The organism is Shewanella sp. 10N.286.51.B7, assembly GCF_002873615.1.
In the GTDB taxonomy this organism is placed as follows: Bacteria; Pseudomonadota; Gammaproteobacteria; order Enterobacterales; family Shewanellaceae; genus Shewanella; species Shewanella electrodiphila.
Genome location: NZ_MCUF01000038.1, coordinates 64,478 through 79,914 on the forward strand (window position 1 = coordinate 64,478; position 15,437 = coordinate 79,914).

Genomic DNA, 15,437 nt, shown 5'->3' on the forward strand with positions numbered 1-15,437 from the left:
GAGCCATATGGCTCCTTTTTTGTTGGGCTGTGTTTCAATTTCTTATCCGACTACAGCACCATGGCAGCAATCCAGCCAAAACCGATTAGCGGAATGTTGTAGTGAATAAAGGTCGGGATAACACTGTCACGAATATGATCGTGCTGGCCGTCAGCATTAAGGCCGGCTGTTGGTCCTAAGGTTGAATCTGACGCTGGTGAGCCTGCATCACCCAATGCTGCAGCTGTTCCCACTAATGCAATAGTTGCCGCCACAGAGAAACCGAAGGTTAATGCTAAAGGTACATAAATCGTGGCGATAATTGGAATGGTTGAGAAAGACGAGCCAATCCCCATGGTAATCAACAAACCGACAACCAACATTAGTAATGCGGCTAAGGCTTTGTTGTCACCAATGATGTCACCAAGCGAGGTGACTAAAGTACTGACTTCACCGGTTGATTTAACCACAGCAGCAAAACCGGCAGCTGCAATCATAATGAAGCCAATGTTGGCCATCATTAATACACCTTGGTTGAACATATCTTGTCTTACATCAGGTTTTATAATGCCTGAGAAGCGGAAGATGATAAAACCGGTTAGTGCACCAAAAATCATTGAATCTGTTTGTAGCTGAACAACTAAGGTAGCCAAAATTGCAATTAAAGAAATGATGATGGTCTTTTTATTAATGCCTACCACTTCTTGCTCTACTGTGATGTCAGTGGCTTTATAAACGCGCGGCTTACGGTAGGTAATAAATACTGCAGTAAGTAGACCAGTTATCATACCTAAAGCAGGCAGTAACATAGCTGCTGGGATTTGTTCTTTAACCGCATCTAGACCGTTGTTGTTTAAATTGGCAAGTAAGATGTCATTTAAGAAAATGCCACCAAAACCAACAGGTAGGATCATATAAGTTGTAACAAGGCCAAAAGTGATAATACACGCAACCAGACGTCTATCTATTTGTAGCTTGCTTAATACATGCAGTAATGGCGGAATTAAAATTGGAATGAATGCGATATGAATCGGCAAAATATTTTGAGAACTTATGGCCATTAACAATATTGATGCAAGTAATAGCCAGCGCACTACTAGAGTATTTGTGCTGTTTGGCTCTTTACCTACTTTTTTAATGATGTTGTGCGATATCAAGGTCGTTAAACCAGAATGTGATAAAGCGGCTGCAAACGCGCCAAGTAAGGCGTAACTTAACGCAATTTGCGCTCCGCCTCCAAGACCGTCATTAAAAGCTGCGATTGTCTGATGGATATCTAAGCCTCCAACGAGACCTGCAACAAGTGCACTTACAGTAAGCGCGATGACAACATTCACACGCATGAGACTTAATGCAAGCATTAAGGTGACAGCAATTACGACCGCATTCATATTAATTTATTCTTATTAAGTTTTGTTATTTGATAGACATAGTGAAGTTATTCTTGTCTGTATCAAAGGCCATGTCCAGTTTATCTCTAATGAGTTTACAAAAAGTGTAGGCATGTAAGGAGGTTTTTTCATTGATGTAACAAGGCCTGTCACTATGTTGAAATTAATCTTTTGTCTCTGGCCAATATCGTTCTGGCGTGTTTTTTCAGCATGTAAACCAAATTTCATCTTAAAAGACTTATTTCTTTAAGCAATTAGGGGTAAGGTATACCGCAAATATGCAAGGTACATTTTTTTATCAGGCAAAAGCAAATGTGTGAGCAACCTCGCATAATGCTTTTGTTTGGGTATAATGCTACTCAGTTTAACAGGCATTGTTTTTAAGTTTTTTTCAATCCATAGATGGAGATATAAAATGAGCGTATTAGTAGGCCGTCCGGCCCCAGATTTTACTGCCGCAGCGGTTCTTGGTACTGGTGAAATCGTTGATAGTTTCAATCTATCTACCGCGATTAAAGGTAAGTCAGCAGTTGTTTTCTTCTACCCACTAGATTTCACTTTTGTGTGTCCTTCAGAGTTGATCGCATTTGATCATCGTATTGAAGAGTTCACTAAACGTGGCGTTGAAGTTATCGGTGTTTCAATCGATTCTCAGTTCTCGCATCACGCTTGGAGAAATACTGCTGTAGATAAAGGCGGTATCGGTGAAGTTAACTACACATTAGTTGCTGACGTTAAGCACGAAATTTGTAAAGCATACGATGTTGAGCATCCAGAAGCTGGTGTTGCTTTCCGTGCCTCTTTCTTAATCGACAAAGAAGGCCAAGTTCGTCACCAAGTAGTGAACGACTTACCACTAGGTCGTAACGTTGATGAAATGCTACGTATGATTGACGCGCTACAATTCCACGAAGAGCACGGTGAAGTTTGTCCTGCAGGTTGGGAAAAAGGCGATAAAGGTATGACTGCAACAACTGAAGGTGTTGCTTCTTACTTAAAAGACAATTCTGACAAGCTTTAATAGCGATAGTTAGAAATCAAAAAAGCTGCCTAGGCAGCTTTTTTTGTGTCTTTAGATTGTGATTAGCTTTCTGAGTCTTCTTTTACTTCAACTTCGTCAGCTTCTTCACTCACCATTGGCCAACCACCCAATGTTTTCCATTTATTGACGATATAACAGAATAATTCAGCGGTACGTTCGGTATCGTATAAAGCTGAGTGAGCTTCTTTATTATCGAAATCTATACCTGCCATTTTACATGCCTTAGCAAGTACAGTATGTCCGATAGCGAGACCTGCTAACGTTGCGGTATCGAAAGTGGCGAAAGGGTGAAACGGAGAACGTTTCAAATCATTTCGCTCAATCGCTTTATTTATAAAGCCAATATCGAATGCTGCGTTATGCGCAACGATGATACAGCGGTGGCAATCAGCGGCTTTTTGAGCCTTTTTGACATTTTTGAAGATTTCTAGGAATGCTTGTTTTTCATCAACCGCACCGCGTAATGGGTTAGTTGGATCAATGCCATTAAATGCTAATGCTTCAGGCTCAAGGTTTGCCCCTTCAAATGGCTCAATATGAAAGTGCTGGGTTTTATCTAACTCGATAAAGCCATCGGCATTCATTTTAAGGGTGGTGACCGCTATTTCTAGCAACGCATCAGTTGCGGCATTGAATCCTGCTGTTTCGACATCGATAACAACTGGAAAGTAGCCTCTAAAGCGGTGTTTGAATTTGTTTGCGTCGCAGATATCGCTCATTAAAAACCTCATTCTCTAATATGTCGGCTATTATGCTAAAACTGTGGCCAAGTGTCATGTTTGATTGTGTGATTTCTCTGCTAAAGAATAATAAAACTATGCCGATATAGAATTGTGACCATCAAACAGGGTGTTTTTATGTGGCGTAAAGCAATTCTTTTATCGAGCTTAGGCTTTGTATGTTCAGCACAAGCTGATCTACAACACTATGTTGCGTCTCTAGACGACTCAATGTGGCGCATCAGCCAAAACAGCCCAATTGAATGCCGCTTAGAGCATGATATTCCTGATTATGGTAAGGCTGTGTTTACGAGTCGAGCAGGTAAAGACTTAAACCTTAACTTTACCCTCGATATGTGGAACAAGCCTGATCAAGTGACAAATGCTGAATTAATCAGCAAAGCGCCTCAATGGCGTCCAGGGGTTAATGAGAAAGCTATTACCAAACTTAAGTATCAAAAGCAGTTTAATGGTGAAGTACCTAAACAAGCAGCTTGGTCTATGCTGTCTGAGCTAAGTAAAGGTATGCAACCGACGTTTTACTATGCTGATTGGTATAATCAAAATGATAAAGTCGCTGTCGGCTTGTCGGCTGCAAATTTTGGTGGTCAATACAGACAATTTCGTTCATGCCTATCAACCTTATTACCTTATGGTTTTGATGATATCGCTTTTACCGTGTTAAATTACGAGGAAGGCGGAACTAACTTAACCCGTTTTTCTAAACAGCAACTTAATCGTGTCCAAGAGTACTTATCCTATGACTCTGATGTTGAATTAATCTTTGTTGATGCATATACAGATAGTTATGGTGGACGCTCAATAAACCAAAGAGTATCTGAGCGTCGTGCAGACTCTGTTGCCGACTTACTCGTTGCCAGCGGCATTGAAGAAAGCCGTATTCATAAAACAGGCCATGGCGAAAGGCGACATGTCGCTTCAAATAACCTTGTTGAAGAAAGAGCGCGAAATCGCCGTGTTGTGATAAAAATATCAAAAAGCATTTAATCTTGCTGGCGAGATTTGGCTGATTTATTATTTGAAAGTTCCCCAAGTCACTTTACTTAAAAAAACAATATAAAATATCTACGTATTGATCATGGTTTAGCAAACCCAGCTAAGCCATTTTTTATGCCTATCAAAAAGTGATTATTTGAGATTTTGTAAATGCTAAATTTTAGATAAAAAAAAGCCCGCTTAAAATAAGCGGGCCAAACAATTTGTATTCACAAATTCAAGGAAGGAAGTCAAGCATAAGAACCAGGGATAAGATGAGGTATTGGGGTACATCATCTTGGAGTTCTTGGTTTTCAATAACTAAATTAGCTATGTCCTGAAAACAAGATGTATATTAGAGATTTTACTCTAGTCTGACAAACTAGAAAAATTTCAGTTTATCATTAGTAAAACTAATATAACTTTTAAAGGGGGTTTTTACCGTAATCACATTAAAGTGTTCAAAATGGAATAAAATAAACTTTATAAGCGTACTGAGTGCATATTTAGTCGGATTCTGCCTTTTTAGCTATGATATACAATTGTTAAATATCAGCATGCCAAGCATGATTGATAATATTTTTTGATATTTAATTTACTTTAAAAGCCTGTGTAATTAGGGGCGTTGGTTGAAATGGTGATAGAGATCACTAATTGATTAGGCTGTTCAATATTGGATAAGTTATCAAAGCGAATAATGTCAGTTCGTTTTGACTGTTTAACAATGAATTTGCTTACTAAATATTCAGTTGCGGTTAATTCTTGATTCACAGGACTGATTTTATCTGTGTTGGTAGCATCTCTATTTACGAGGAAGCACGAGTTTATTATCGATAAAAGCAATAAATTAACTTATCCAAACTGATATTCTATATATCCAAAGCTAGGTACATATAAAGTTACTTCTACTCCAAGCGACTTACACGCAGAGTTGCTTATATTCGAAGCTTGTTAAATAGAATGCTTCTTAAATAGAAAGCTACTTAAAGAAAGCTACTTAAAGAAAGCTACTTAAATATAAAGCGACTTAAATACAAAGCGACTTTAAAAAAGCTACTTTCAATATAAGTATAGAGAACTCGAAGCTGATTTTGCTAAATACCAATATTGATTACGTCACCTGAAAGCTCAAGCTTGCTGGAACCCCCAGTTTCTAATGTATGAAAACCTGTATAAATCGCCAACGAAAACATGGTCTAAAGATCAGCCTTGTTGTCATGATTAGTATTTATAAGTATACCCATGGATATTTGGCTGGGCTGAATGGCGCAGGAGATTGAGATAGAGCGATAGATTAATTAATGTGTTGCTGATAATTTGTCCATTCTTGAATCAAGCTTGCTTCAATATAAGTTAATAGAATGTAAATATATCAAGGGTTAACATTAAAGTTTCTTCATTTCTTACGCTTATGCCTGCAAAAGGGGTTTTTTAATGGCAAATTAAGCATCGAACCATAAAATAAAGCCTGCTTTACCCAGTCATTTTGTTCACAAGCGTTGTGGTACTCGGTATAGTAAGCCATCTTTTATTACGCAAAATTCACAATCGCTTATTATGTTTACATGGCCTATTTCTATTTATTATGAAGACACCGATGCTGGTGGGGTAGTTTATCATTCTAACTACTTAAATTTCTTTGAACGTGCCCGTACAGAGTGGCTTAAGTCCATGGGAATCGTACAAAGTAAACTGTTAGCAGAAGATATTGCTTTTGTTGTTAAGCATGCTGAATTAGATTTTCGCATTGCAGCAAGGTTTGAACAGAACTTATTTGTTGAGTCTAAGGTCATAGAATTGAAAAAAGCCTCTTTGGTATTTAAGCAGCGTTTGCTTGATGATAAAGGCGACTGTTATTGTGAAGGCACTATTATTGTCGCTTGTATCGCGTTATCACGTATGCGACCAAGAGCTATCCCATTAAATATTGTGCAGGAGTTTAATCGTGCAAGCTGAAATTTCTTTTATCGGTCTTTTTTTAGAGGCAAGTGTTCTCGTTAAGTTAGTGATGCTAACTTTATTATGCTTATCTATCGCCTCATGGGCTGTGATTATTCAGCGCCGCAAGTTACTTAATAGTGCACGCGCTAAATCAGTGAAGTTTGAAGATACATTTTGGTCTGGTGTAGATTTAAATAAATTGTATAAAGAATTGTCAGCTCGAAATGAAGGCGTTTCAGGTCTTGAAGCTTTATTTGTCGCAGGCTTTAAAGAGTATTCTCGTTTAAGTCAGGCTAATAGTAAATCACCCGAAGCTGTCATGGACGGAACAACGCGCGCTATGCGAGTGAGTTTATCCCGTGAAGTTGAGCGCTTAGAAACCCACCTTCCTTTACTCGCTACCATTGGTTCTACTAGCCCATACATTGGCTTGTTTGGAACAGTATGGGGCATCATGAACTCATTCATTGCACTTGGCGCTGTTGAAAACGCGACCTTAACAATGGTTGCTCCAGGTATTGCTGAAGCTTTGATTGCGACAGCCATGGGCTTGTTTGCTGCTATTCCTGCAGTAATTGGTTATAACCGTTTCTCTACACAAGTTGAAAAGATTGAAATGGCACACGTTAACTTTATGGAAGAGTTCTCTAACATATTGCAACGCCAAGCCTACAGTGAGAAGGAAGCGGTGTAATGTATCAACGTAAGCGCCGTCGTCCGGTCGCCGAAATCAATGTTGTACCTTATATTGATGTCATGTTGGTGCTGCTGATCATATTTATGGTTACCGCGCCTATTGTTTCTCAAGGTGTCAAAGTTGAATTACCTCAAGGTGAAGCAGAGCCTTTGCCTGCTGAAAGTAAGCCACCGATTGTCGCGTCGATAGACGAATTTGGTGAATACTTCTTAAATGTGGGCAGTGGCTCAAATGACGATCCACTTTCATTGGATGAAATATCAATTCAAGTTGGGGCAATGATATTGCTTGAACCTGAAAGACCTGTGGTTGTTAAAGCAGATCGCCGCATTCCATATGAAAATGTGATTCAGTTAATGGTCAGTTTGCAAGGCGCAGGTGTGCCAGCTGTTGGCTTAATGACTGATTCACCTAAGGAGTAATTTAGTGACTGCTAAATCTAAATTAACCTTACCCATTACCATTTCTGCTGGTGTTCATGTCGGTGTGATTGTGGCGTTAGCATTAGGCATTAGCTTTGATGATAAACCAAAGCATTTACCACAAGCACAGCAATCTGAGCCAATAGTGCAAGCAGTGGTGGTTGATCAGCAACGTATTAACGAACATGCCGAAAAATTGAAGAAGCAACGCGCTGATGCTCAGCAATTGGAGCGAGAGCGTCAAGCAGAGCTAGATAGACAAGCCCGCAAAGCGAAAGATGAAGTACGTAAAGAGCAAGAGCGTATTAAACAGCTTGAAAATCAGCGAAAGTTAAAAGAGCAAGAAACACTCAAAGCTAATAACGCAGCCAAAGCAGCCAAGCTTAAAGAAGCAGACGAAAAAGCTAAGGCACAAAAAGCTGCAGATTTACGTAAAAAGCAAGAAGCTGAACGTCAAGCTGCTGAGAAAAAAGCCGCTGAAAAACGTAAAGCGGAAGAAGCTGCTGCGGCTAAAAAACGTGAAGATGAGCGTAAACGTAAAGAAGAAGCTGAAAGAAAGCGTAAAGCTGAAGAAGCGGAACGTGCTCGTCAAGAGCGTGAAATGGCGGAAGCGATGGCTGCCGAGCAAGTGGCGGTATCAGCTGCTCGTAGCAGACAGGTTGTAAGTGAAGTCAATAAATATACCGCTATGATTACATCTGCGATACAGCGACGATTAATTGTTGATGAGTCAATGCGAGGAAAAAGTTGCGTAGTCAATGTTCGCTTGGCTAAAGATGGCTTTGTTACTTCGAGTAAAACTGTAAGCGGTGATCCTGTGGTTTGCCGTGCGGCGAAGGCTGCAATTAACAACGCTGGACGTTTACCGGTTTCTTCTGAACCAGATGTCTATGAAAAAATGAAAGAAATTAATTTAACCGTATCACCGGAATTTAATTAAAGGAGTCACATGAAGATTTTGGCAAAATGGTTAACGATATTGGTACTTTTCACCAGTACTACCGCTAACGCAGCATTAGATATTGTTATTACTGAAGGGGTTGACGCCGCAAGACCCATCGCGATTATGCCTTTTGTTTGGCAGGGAACAGGGCCAGCACCAGAGCAGATCAGTGATGTCGTTAATAGCGATTTAGCTAGAAGTGGTACTTTTAGCCCACTTGATGCACGTGGGTTACCACAGGCCAATATTAGTACTGTTAAAGAGTTTGTTGCGACAGGTTGGGGCGATACTGAATCAGAAGCGTTATTAGTCGGCTCGATAAAACCATATGGTACTAATCAATATTTAGTTAGCTTCGATCTGATTGATTTAGTGAAAGCTCAACTGCAAACTGATAAAGGTCCAATGCCATCAAGCGATTTATTGCTGGAAAGTCGTGAAACTGTCATTAGTGAAGCACAGTTTAGACAATATGGTCACCGTATCAGCGACATCGTTTATGAGAAACTCACAGGCATTCGTGGTGCCTTCTTAAGTCGAGTTGCTTACGTTGTTGTCAAACAAGGTGAAAAATCACCATATCATTTGATGATTTCCGATTACGACGGGTATAACGAGCAAATGTTGCTACGTTCTCCTGAACCTTTAATGTCACCTGCTTGGTCACCTGATGGCCGTCGTTTAGCTTATGTGAGTTTTGAAAACCGTAAAGCGGAAATTTTTGTTCAGGATATTTATACCCAAGAGCGAGTAAAAGTTAGCTCTCATAATGGCATTAATGGTGCACCTAGCTTTTCTCCAGATGGTAAAAAACTTGCTGTTACCTTATCTAAAGATGGTCAGCCAGAAATCTATGTTATTGATATTGCCACGAGAGCATTAAAACGTGTGACTAATCATTATGCCATTGATACCGAAGCTTCTTGGATGCCTGATGGTCAATCGTTAATTTTTACGTCTGAACGTGGCGGCAAACCACAAATATATCAAGTAAAATTAAGCACAGGTAAAATATCACGCGTCACATTTGAAGGAGAGTGGAACCTAGGTGGTACTATTACTCCAGATGGTCGTAGTATGATTTTTGTTAACCGTACTAATGGTAAATACAATATTGCGAGAATGGATCTTAAAACTCGCTTTATGCAAGTGCTGACTTCGACTCAACTTGATGAATCACCGAGTATTGCACCAAATGGAACCATGGTTATCTATGGTACTACTTACCGCGGTAAACAAGTGTTAGCAGCGGTATCTATGGATGGACGATTTAAAGCAAGACTACCAGCGGGCCAAGGCGAAGTGAAATCGCCTGCCTGGTCTCCATTTCTATAAAATTAATTAAGGATTACCCATGAATCTGAATAAGTTGTTTAAAGCTATGTTAGTTGTTGTACCTGTTATGACATTAGGTGCATGTAGCACAACTTCAGAATCTGAAACTGACGCGAGTGGTTCTACAAGTGGTACTACTACCACGACAACTGGCGGTGAATATGGTTCTGGTGGTGTTGAAACTGGTGGCGTTGCACCTATTTTAACCCCTGAAGAGCAGCAACGTGTTGAGCAAGAAGAATTACGCGCTCAAAACATTATTTACTTTGACTTCGACCGCAGTGAAGTGCAAAGCGAAAATGCTGCAATTATCCAAGCACACGGTAACTACTTAGTTGAACACCCAAACGTTCGAGTACTTATTGAGGGTCATGCAGATGAGCGTGGTACGCCTGAGTACAACATCGCTTTAGGCGAGCGCCGTGCCAAAGCCATTGCTAAGTACTTACAAAGCATGGGCGTTCAAGCAAGCCAAATGAGCGTAGTGAGCTATGGTGAAGAAAAGCCATTAGATTTTTCTCGCTCAGAGAGTGGTTTTGCTAAAAACCGTCGTGGTGTTTTAGTTTATTAATAACGTTAAAAGAACTGACGTTTACGGAAGGCCAGCCTAGCTGGCCAGTTTAGGAGTTTATTGATGAAACATGCTGTTTTAGTTGCTGCAATGTTTGTAGCTGCAGGCGCCACAGCGGCACCTGCACCAGTACAAGATATTGCTAGTGGGTCAAATGATGATCGAATTTCTCGTTTAGAGCGTATTATTAAAGCGAAACAACAAACTGAATTTGAAGCACAACAACGTTTAGATGCATTACAACGTGAAGTTCTCGATTTGCGTGGCATTAATGAGCAGCAAGATTACCAAATTAGTCAAATGCTTCAACGTCAACGTCAGCTCTACGAAGAAATTGCCAATTTATCAGCAAGTGCAGCGTCAACAACAGTTACTGTTGCAGATTCAAGTGCAGGTTCTTCATCAAACTCGACGCTAGGTGAAACGGCAAGCTATGAGCAAGCGGTTAATTTAGTATTGAAAGAAAGAAAGTACGATGAAGCGATTCCTGCCTTCAGTGGTTTTATTAAACAATACCCAGATTCCACTTATGCAGCGAATGCTAATTATTGGCTTGGTCAGTTATTATTTAATAAAGGAACGTTTGCTGAAGCTAAGCAAGCTTTTGATACTGTAGTGACAAAATACCCTAATTCTAATAAACGTGGTGATAGTTTAGTCAAGCTAGGCATGATCGCAGAGAAAGAAGGTGATAGTGCTACAGCAAAGACTTTCTATAACCGTGTATTAAAAGAATATGCCAATAGTGCCTCCGCTCGACTAGCACAACAACAACTGTCGGCTTTATAAGCCTAATTTAACTAAAAAACAGCCTCTTAGTTTATTTTTAGTGCAAACGGCAAAAAAACCATAAATTGCGCTTGCATGAGAAGATGAAAAAGGTATTATAGGCGCCCTCAGAACGGAGCGACGTTCTGGGGTCATTAAACAGGTTAGATTAACTTATTTTGATGACAGATTGATTGAACTCTATTTATAGTCTTCACTTAATCTAATTAACAAAGATGGGTCGTTAGCTCAGTTGGTAGAGCAGTTGGCTTTTAACCAATTGGTCGAAGGTTCGAATCCTTCACGACCCACCACTTTTCTGAAAGTGAGATTGCCAGTTTGGCTTTAATTCAGACGTAATGAATCATTACGTAAAACTAGATGGGTCGTTAGCTCAGTTGGTAGAGCAGTTGGCTTTTAACCAATTGGTCGAAGGTTCGAATCCTTCACGACCCACCACTTTCTAAAGGTGTTGCCAGTTAGGCATAGATTTAGACGTAATGAATCGTTACGTAAAACTAGATGGGTCGTTAGCTCAGTTGTTCGTTCAATCAGACAGTTGGCTTTCTCTCCAATTAAGACATAAGTTTTAGTGAAACATAGATGGGTCGTTAGCTCAGTTGGTAGAGCAGTTGGCTTTTAACCAATTGGTCGAAGGTTCGAATCCTTCACGACCCACCACTTTTCTGAAAGTGAGATTGCCAGTTTGGCTTTAATTCAGACGTAATAAATCATTACGTAAAACTAGATGGGGCGTTAGCTCAGTTGTTCGTGCTCTTGTTAACAAGAATAGACAGTTGGCTTTCTCTCCAATTAAGACATAAGTTTTAATGAAATATAGATGGGTCGTTAGCTCAGTTGGTAGAGCAGTTGGCTTTTAACCAATTGGTCGAAGGTTCGAATCCTTCACGACCCACCACTTTTCTGAAAGTGAGATTGCCCGTTTGGCTTTAATTCAGTTCCTCCTCTCAATATTTAACTTCGCTTTACACTTACTACCGTGATATTAAAAGTTACACTCTTCTATAAAACTAAATTAGTATCTACAGCTTTTAAGCATTCTTTTTCTTATCTTCACTTTTATTGCTAAACCTTTTTAATTTAAATATTTACCCATAACTCGTGTCATTCTTCTCTGATAATTTAAGTGGCTCCTCATCTACTTTTGTCTAATAGACCTATTGCTAATGTTGATTAGTTGTTAACTGGGTCATATTGCTATGGATGATAAGAACAGGGAGAGCATGATGAAACAAGCAAAAATTGGTTTAATAATAGGTATTTCGATGCTGGCATTAAGTAATGTGAGTTATGCGGATACTGACATGCAGTTTGGTGGTTATGTTAAAGCTGATGTGATGTTCAGTGATTATGGTAACGGAGCTCCAGACTCAGGAAGTTTATCTCGTCAGTTTTATGTTCCAGGTACTATTTATGGGGAAGCCGGCAATGGTAATCAAGTCGTCGACTTTCAAGCCCGTGAAACTCGATTTAATTTCAAAACCGTGTCTGATTTTGACGGCCATAAATTAACGGGTTTTATTGAATTAGATTTTATGACACACAGCGATGGTAATGAGCGTGTTTCTAATAGTTATTCACCTCGAATTCGCCAGGCATTTATTAGTTACGATAATTGGACCGTGGGCCAAACATGGACGACCTTCCAAAATCCAGGTGCATTACCAGAAAACTTAGATTTTGTTGGCGCAGCAGAAGGTACGCCGTTCGTGCGTCAAGCAATGATTCGTTATACCAATGGTGGATTCCAATTAGCGATTGAAAACCCTGAAACAACAGTTAACCAATATCAAACATCCTCTCGATTAACCAGTGGCAGTGGTATCGTACCTGATGTGGTTGCGCGCTATAACTTTAAGACTGAAGGTGGTACAGCGATTTCTGTTGCAGGTATTTTACGTCAGTTAAACGTAGAACAAAATGTTGGTACACAAGCTGTTGACTCAACTGAAATGGGCTACGGCGCTAGCATCGCAGGCATCATTCCTGTAGGTGGAGACGATTTTAAATTTTCAGCGACATACGGTGAAGGTTTAGGGCGTTATATGGCGCTTAACTATGCTAACGCTGGTAACCTTGATGCTTCAGGTGAAATCCAGACCATCAGTTCTTATGGTGGTTATGCTGCTTATCGCCACTGGTGGAATGATAAATGGCGTTCAAGTTTAACCGTATCAGCATTTAAAGCAGATAACGACACAATGTTATCAAGCGATCAAGTGAATGCCGAGTCTTACTCAAGCTATATTAACTTACTTTATTCTCCAACTAAGCCATTAACTTTTGGTGTTGAATATATGTATGCAATGAACGAAAGAGAAGATGGTAGTGATGGTGATTTAAGCCGAATTATGTTCTCAGCTAAATACGTTCTGTAAAACAGTTTACGTGTAACTTCTCCCCCCATGAGCTTTGTTACATCAAAAAGGGTTAATTCAATTGAATTAACCCTTTTTTAATGAGGTGAATTATCAACTTTTAAGTTGCTAATTAGCCTAACAAGTTGTTTGAACGAACATACTGTTCGAATTCAGTGTAACCACCTACGTGAGTTTCATCGACAAAGATTTGCGGTACAGTTTCAACAGGCTTGCCTACTGTTTTTTCTAAATCTGCTTTAGAAATGCCTTCAGCATGAATATCTACGTATTTGAATTTAAAATCGTCACGCTGCGCAGTTAATTTTTCTGATAATTCAACAGCACGAACACAATATGGGCAGCCTGGACGGCCAAAAATTACAACAAACATAGTGACTCCTTTTTTTGATTTGACGATTTATACCATAAGTTTTATTGAATTGATAATTTATACCTTACCCAATTAAAAACTGTTCTCATTGATTGTTTTATAACGGCCTTTGTAGTCAAAAAACTTTTCAACTAAATCCCATTTATTCTTGTGTTTTTTTAATAATAGCAAATCAGGAGTTTTAAAGTTTTCAGACGACACGACTAATTCCTGAGGTGATTTATATTGTGGGTGTTTCATTCCTGGAGTGCGAGAATGAGGTGCAATAAAAATGGCGAATAGGGCGCGACGTTGAGCGGGTGTTTCCATTCTGAACGTTTGTTTAAAGTCATTGGCGTCAATATCAAAATACTGGACTATTAATTTATTGCCTTCAGCGACTAACTGCATTTCTTGGCATTTAAATAAATGATGATGCTGTGATGAAAGCACTTGTTTTAAGCGTTTGTCGGGATCAATCAAGGTTGATTGGCAAGTTTGACAAATACGCGCAGCAATATCATTTTCAGCGCCGCAGTCTGGGCACGATTTAGAGCGAAAACGAAAATCGCATTGATGTTTTTGAGTATCGTGAGCATTTTCGATAAGCCCTTGGCAGCGCCTACCAAAATGTTCAACGATATCACCGTCGCCATCAACTAGCCCCCAAAAGGTATTGGCAAATTGACATACAGGACAATGAACCTGAACTGGAACCGACTTGCTGTTAGTTTTTATTTGGCCGACTTCTGGGAAATATAAATCATAGCCATTTGCAGCGTAATCTATGACTAAGCAATCAGCTTTATTAGGCGCTAAACGTAATCCTCTGCCAATCATCTGTTGAAATAAGCTCACTGATGCAGTTGGTCTTAATATCGCGATTAAATCAACGTGAGGCGCGTCAAACCCTGTAGTTAATACCGCAACGTTAACTATGAATTTAAGTTGCTGCTGTTTAAAGCGGGAAATGATTTCATCGCGTTCAATATGAGGTGTATCAGCAGTAATTAAAGCGGCATCATCTGCCAGCAATTTAATGATTTCTTTTGCATGCCTAACCGTAGCTGCAAAAATAAGCACGCCTTTACGCTGCTCTGCAAGTTGTAGAACTTGTTTGATAATTGCTGTGGTTGCACGACCTTGATGATTGAGCAAGTCATCAACTTCTTTTTGGGGGAATTCCCCTGTTTCAGAAGGCGTGACTTGGCTAAAATCATATTGTGCACTTAAGCCATCAAAGATTTTCGGGGCGGTTAAATACCCTTGCTTGATTAGCGGACGCATAGGCAATTCAAAAATACATTGCTCAAATATAGGCTTTTCAGTATTGCCGACTTTACCGTGATAGTGGTGGCGAAAAATCCATCCTAATCCTAATCGATAGGGCGTGGCGGTTAAACCTAGCAGTTTAAGTTGTGGGTTTTGTTTTTTTAAATGTTCAAGTAGTTGCCAGTATTGACTATTTTCATCGTTACTGACTCGATGACACTCATCGATGATGACTAATGAAAACACTTGAGTAAATTTTTCAGGTGCCCGAGCTGCAGATTGCACACTGGCAACAACGGTTTTACCAACGGCTTTCTTTTGATTTAGACCCGCAGAATAGATACTGGCCTCTTCGGTGAGCAGAGCCACTTTTTCAGCATTTTGTGCCACTAACTCTTTTACATGAGTGAGTACTAGAACATTACCGCGAGCGATCCGTGCAAGCTCTGCAATAACAATGCTTTTTCCTGCACCGGTAGGTAAAACTAATACTGCTGAATCATTACTTTTCTTAAAGTGAGTAATAGCCGCATTGACTGAATCTTGCTGATAATCACGAAGCGAAATGGTTACTGACATAAACTCGTTGTTTAATAATAATTCAATAATT

15 protein-coding genes and 4 tRNA genes are annotated in these 15,437 nt (G+C 39.7%); 14 read left to right on the plus strand and 5 right to left on the minus strand.

Features of this window, described 5'->3' with window-relative positions:
• Positions 1 to 50: 50 nt before the first annotated feature.
• Positions 51 to 1,370: a Na+/H+ antiporter NhaC family protein gene (locus BCU84_RS12170; protein WP_102528359.1), complete on the minus strand. Its 1,320-nt coding sequence runs from the start codon at positions 1,368 to 1,370 to the stop codon at positions 51 to 53.
• A gap of 415 nt (positions 1,371 to 1,785) precedes the next feature.
• Here BCU84_RS12170 and BCU84_RS12175 point away from each other — a divergent pair, with 415 nt between their 5' ends.
• Complete coding sequence (locus BCU84_RS12175; protein WP_102528360.1) at positions 1,786 to 2,391, plus strand: peroxiredoxin C; 606 nt, start codon at positions 1,786 to 1,788, stop codon at positions 2,389 to 2,391.
• 62 nt (positions 2,392 to 2,453) lie between these two features.
• On the opposite strand, the gene rnt is transcribed toward BCU84_RS12175, so the two are convergent.
• Entirely contained in the window at positions 2,454 to 3,131 is a 678-nt protein-coding gene (gene rnt / locus BCU84_RS12180) for a ribonuclease T (protein WP_102528361.1), read from the minus strand.
• A 138-nt stretch (positions 3,132 to 3,269) separates the two neighbouring features.
• Between rnt and BCU84_RS12185 the strand changes: the two genes are divergently transcribed.
• Positions 3,270 to 4,139, plus strand: a complete 870-nt coding sequence (locus BCU84_RS12185) for an OmpA family protein (RefSeq protein ID WP_102528362.1) — start codon at positions 3,270 to 3,272, stop codon at positions 4,137 to 4,139.
• A gap of 588 nt (positions 4,140 to 4,727) precedes the next feature.
• Here BCU84_RS12185 and BCU84_RS20725 read toward each other — a convergent pair.
• Positions 4,728 to 4,898 (minus strand): hypothetical protein, encoded by a 171-nt coding sequence (locus BCU84_RS20725; protein WP_157936220.1) that lies wholly within the window; start codon positions 4,896 to 4,898, stop codon positions 4,728 to 4,730.
• A 783-nt stretch (positions 4,899 to 5,681) separates the two neighbouring features.
• Here BCU84_RS20725 and ybgC point away from each other — a divergent pair.
• The 12 genes from ybgC to BCU84_RS12245 all read left to right on the plus strand — a co-directional run bounded on the left by ybgC (position 5,682) and on the right by BCU84_RS12245 (position 13,203).
• Positions 5,682 to 6,083, plus strand: coding sequence for a tol-pal system-associated acyl-CoA thioesterase (gene ybgC / locus BCU84_RS12190; protein ID WP_102528363.1), 402 nt, complete (start codon positions 5,682 to 5,684; stop codon positions 6,081 to 6,083).
• Positions 6,073 to 6,762, plus strand: coding sequence for a protein TolQ (tolQ, locus tag BCU84_RS12195; protein ID WP_102528364.1), 690 nt, complete (start codon positions 6,073 to 6,075; stop codon positions 6,760 to 6,762). Before ybgC ends, tolQ begins: the two co-directional genes overlap by 11 nt.
• Positions 6,762 to 7,187, plus strand: a complete 426-nt coding sequence (gene tolR, locus BCU84_RS12200) for a protein TolR (protein WP_102528365.1) — start codon at positions 6,762 to 6,764, stop codon at positions 7,185 to 7,187. The genes tolQ and tolR overlap by 1 nt, the downstream gene beginning before the upstream one ends.
• Positions 7,188 to 7,191: 4 nt before the next feature.
• Positions 7,192 to 8,127: a cell envelope integrity protein TolA gene (tolA, locus tag BCU84_RS12205; RefSeq protein WP_102528366.1), complete on the plus strand. Its 936-nt coding sequence runs from the start codon at positions 7,192 to 7,194 to the stop codon at positions 8,125 to 8,127.
• A 9-nt stretch (positions 8,128 to 8,136) separates the two neighbouring features.
• Entirely contained in the window at positions 8,137 to 9,465 is a 1,329-nt protein-coding gene (tolB, locus tag BCU84_RS12210) for a Tol-Pal system beta propeller repeat protein TolB (protein ID WP_102528367.1), read from the plus strand.
• Between the two features lie 19 nt (positions 9,466 to 9,484).
• Positions 9,485 to 10,036, plus strand: coding sequence for a peptidoglycan-associated lipoprotein Pal (gene pal, locus BCU84_RS12215; RefSeq protein ID WP_102528368.1), 552 nt, complete (start codon positions 9,485 to 9,487; stop codon positions 10,034 to 10,036).
• 63 nt (positions 10,037 to 10,099) lie between these two features.
• Positions 10,100 to 10,825: a tol-pal system protein YbgF gene (gene ybgF, locus BCU84_RS12220; protein WP_102528369.1), complete on the plus strand. Its 726-nt coding sequence runs from the start codon at positions 10,100 to 10,102 to the stop codon at positions 10,823 to 10,825.
• A 217-nt stretch (positions 10,826 to 11,042) separates the two neighbouring features.
• Positions 11,043 to 11,118: transfer RNA gene (locus BCU84_RS12225), tRNA-Lys, on the plus strand.
• A gap of 69 nt (positions 11,119 to 11,187) precedes the next feature.
• Positions 11,188 to 11,263: transfer RNA gene (locus BCU84_RS12230), tRNA-Lys, on the plus strand.
• 146 nt (positions 11,264 to 11,409) lie between these two features.
• Positions 11,410 to 11,485 (plus strand) — tRNA-Lys (locus BCU84_RS12235).
• A gap of 162 nt (positions 11,486 to 11,647) precedes the next feature.
• Positions 11,648 to 11,723 (plus strand) — tRNA-Lys (locus tag BCU84_RS12240).
• A 328-nt stretch (positions 11,724 to 12,051) separates the two neighbouring features.
• Positions 12,052 to 13,203 carry a DcaP family trimeric outer membrane transporter gene (locus BCU84_RS12245; protein ID WP_102528370.1) on the plus strand — a complete coding sequence of 384 codons (1,152 nt, stop codon included), beginning with the start codon at positions 12,052 to 12,054 and terminating at the stop codon, positions 13,201 to 13,203.
• Positions 13,204 to 13,315: 112 nt separating this feature from the next.
• Here the strand turns inward: BCU84_RS12245 and BCU84_RS12250 are convergent, their stop codons facing one another.
• Entirely contained in the window at positions 13,316 to 13,576 is a 261-nt protein-coding gene (locus BCU84_RS12250; protein ID WP_102528371.1) for a GrxA family glutaredoxin, read from the minus strand.
• A gap of 72 nt (positions 13,577 to 13,648) precedes the next feature.
• On the minus strand, positions 13,649 to 15,406 hold the full coding sequence (locus BCU84_RS12255; RefSeq protein ID WP_102528387.1) for a DEAD/DEAH box helicase: 1,758 nt from the start codon (positions 15,404 to 15,406) through the stop codon (positions 13,649 to 13,651).
• Positions 15,407 to 15,437: the final 31 nt, after the last annotated feature.